This is a genomic window from Rhizobacter sp. P3_B12 (assembly GCF_056402895.1).
Window position 1 is genome coordinate 1 of the sequence record NZ_JBFUGN010000863.1, and the last position, 2,645, is coordinate 2,645.

A 2,645-nucleotide genomic window follows, 5' to 3' on the forward strand; every position below is an offset into this window, starting at 1 on the left:
GTGCCGCGGTCGCGAAGCGATCCTGCGGCTTCTTCGCCATCGCGCGCGCGACGATGCCGTCGTAGAAATCGGGCCGCGGCGCGATGTCGATGCGGCTCGGCGGCGTCGGCGTGTCGTTCATCACCTTGTACATCACCGCCTCGGGCGAGCCGCGGAACGGCGACTGGCCGACCAGCATGCCGTACAGCAGCACGCCGGCCGCGAACACGTCGACCCGGTGGTCCACGTTCTCGCCGACGTACTGCTCCGGCGCCATGTAGCCGGGCGTGCCGATCGTCGAGGTCATCAGCGTCAGCACCTGCGATTCGATGCGCGCGATGCCGAAGTCGGTCACCTTCAGCTGGCCGGCATTCGTCACCATCAGGTTGGCCGGCTTGATGTCGCGGTGCCACACGCCGTGGCGGTGTGCGCAATCGAGCGCGTCGAGCAGCTGGTCCATCAGCTTCAGGATGTCGACCTCGGGCAGGCGTGGCGTGGCCGCGAGGATCTTCGACAGCGTGCGGCCCTCGACGTACTCCATCGCGATGAACGCGGTGTCGTCGTCTTCGCCGTACTCGTAGATCGGCACGATGTTCGGGTGCGACATGCGCCCGACCGCCTGCGCCTCGTTGCGAAAGCGCTCGGCGGTCGACGACCCCGACAGGTCTTCGCCGACCAGGTGCTTGCGGATCGTCTTGATCGCCACCGGCCGCTGGATGATCGGATCGAACGCCTTGTACACCACACCCATGGCACCTTCGCCGATCACGCCGGTGATCGGGTACTTGCCGAGTTGCTCAGGGTGTTTCATGGCCGCGCGAGGTATTTCACTCCAGGAGCTTCAAGGCGTGCACGAGGCTCTTGCGCATGCGCGCGAAGGATTCGGCCAGAACGCCGATTTCGTCACGCGATTTCGTGTTGAACTCCGGCGCGTCGAGCTCGCCCAGGCTGACCCGGTCGGACAGCGTCGACAGCCGGCTCACCGGCCGGATCACGAGCTGCCACAGCATCAGGTTCAACGCCAGCACGATCAGCAGGAACACGCCGGCCAGCAGCGCCAGCACGACGCGGAAGGCGCGGTCCGCGCGCTCCAGCGGCACCGACATCGGCACCGAGACGATCTGCGCGCCCAGCACCTCGGTCATGGTCCAGCCGAAGCCGTTGGCCGGGCCGTACTTGTCGACCATCGGCTTGGGCGCCGCCTCGACCGTGCTGTGGCAGCGCAGGCACACCGGGTTCGACAGCTTGATCGGCCGGGCGATGTAGGTGACCGGGCCCGACGGCGTCACGCGCTGGCCGACGAACTCGGTGCGCTCGGGGCTCTGGCGGAACTGCTGGATCACGTCTGCCTCCCAGTCCTGCGCGCGGTCGCGCGGGTTGGTCGGGTTCAGCATCGCCGGCTTGTAGGCGTACTCCGGGTGGTCCTTGCGCAGCGTGTTCAGCACCTCGGTCGACGAGTAGGCCGGCACCGACTGCGGCAGGAAGGTGTACTTCATCTGCGTCTCCAGCAGCGGCGCGATCTGCGTCGCGGTGTAGGAGCTCACGGCCAGCGCGTTCTCCATCAGCAGCCGCGCGCGGTCCAGCACTTCGTCGTGGGCGTTCTGCTGCAGCAGCGCGCGGGCGATGTAGCCCGCGGCCCCCAGGCCGAGCGCGAACACGATCAGGAACACCAGGTTGAATTTGAGCAGCAGCTTCATGGGGCCTCTTGGGGGTGGTGCCGGGACTTACGTGAGGGATGACGAAACGGACGCACAGGTCGGCGTCATGGTCGGGATTCGACCTTCCTGGGCAGGTACTTTTCCGGGAACAGCGTGCGGTCCCACTCCGGGTGGGCGCGCAGCGTGCCGACCAGGCCGCGCCGGAAATCCGCGTTGCGGGCCTCGCCCTTCCAGCGCAGCACGAAGCCCGCCCGCAGGCCGGCCTCGGCATCGATCCAGGCCGCCACGTCGTCGTAGGCGATGCCCGACAGCCGCGTCGGATCGACCTCGCGCGTCTTGAAACGCTCGAGCCGCGACGGCAGCGTGTCGAGGAAATCCTTGGGCACGCGCTGGATGAAGGCCGCGGTGGGGCGCGGCGCGACGCTCGCGCGGGCCGCGCCGGCGCGGGTCAGGAACTGCTCGCCCTTCAGCGTGACGTTGCCGAGCGGCCGGCCGTCGAGCAACTCGGTGAGCGCGACCTCGCCGGCCTCGGCGAACACGTTGGCGTCCTGCGGCTGCACCAGCACGACGGCGCGCTGCGCGATCGCGCTCGCATCGAACAGCGGCGTGTTGAAGACGGGGCTCGCGAGCGATGCCGGCGCCGTCACCTTGACCCAGCCCTGCAGCAGGTAGAAGCGGCCCGGGGCGCGGCTGGCGAGTTTCGGCGCGATCTGCAGCCGGGTGGCGGGGCCGAGGTCGGCGATCAGGCCGTCGGGGAACTCGATGCGCAGCAAGCGGCCCTGGGTGCCGGTCTCGACGATGTCCTCGCGCAGCAGGCGCACGCCTTCGGCCGGCGCGTAGCGCGCGGCCTCACGGACCAGCACGGCTTCGCCGTCGACGATGGTCAGCGTCGCGAGCGGGGCGGCCGGCGGCGCGGCGCTCGCGAACAGCGGGACAGTGAGCAGCAAGCTCCACAACGATCTCAGCCACATGGGCGCACCTTCGCTTCGTGGGCGTGGGTTTTGGGGC

General features: G+C 69.0%; 3 protein-coding genes. All 3 read right to left on the minus strand.

Annotated features, from left to right (window positions below; translation table 11 throughout):
• Positions 1–790 (minus strand): serine/threonine-protein kinase (locus AC1D01_RS29235; protein WP_477872658.1); only part of this gene is annotated, 790 nt, incomplete at its 3' end.
• Positions 791–806: 16 nt separating this feature from the next.
• The gene (locus AC1D01_RS29240) at positions 807–1,676 is read right to left on the minus strand and encodes a Tll0287-like domain-containing protein (protein ID WP_477872660.1); all 870 of its coding nucleotides are present in this window, start codon (positions 1,674–1,676) and stop codon (positions 807–809) included.
• A 65-nt stretch (positions 1,677–1,741) separates the two neighbouring features.
• Positions 1,742–2,608 carry a FecR family protein gene (locus AC1D01_RS29245; RefSeq protein WP_477872662.1) on the minus strand — a complete coding sequence of 289 codons (867 nt, stop codon included), beginning with the start codon at positions 2,606–2,608 and terminating at the stop codon, positions 1,742–1,744.
• Positions 2,609–2,645 lie beyond the last annotated feature (37 nt).

Excerpts from the sequence above, each read along its gene's own strand:
- AC1D01_RS29245 (WP_477872662.1), bottom strand. The coding sequence starts at position 2,608 with ATGTGGCTGAGATCGTTGTGGAGCTTGCTGCTCACTGTCCCGCTGTTC.
- AC1D01_RS29240 (WP_477872660.1), bottom strand. The coding sequence starts at position 1,676 with ATGAAGCTGCTGCTCAAATTCAACCTGGTGTTCCTGATCGTGTTCGCG.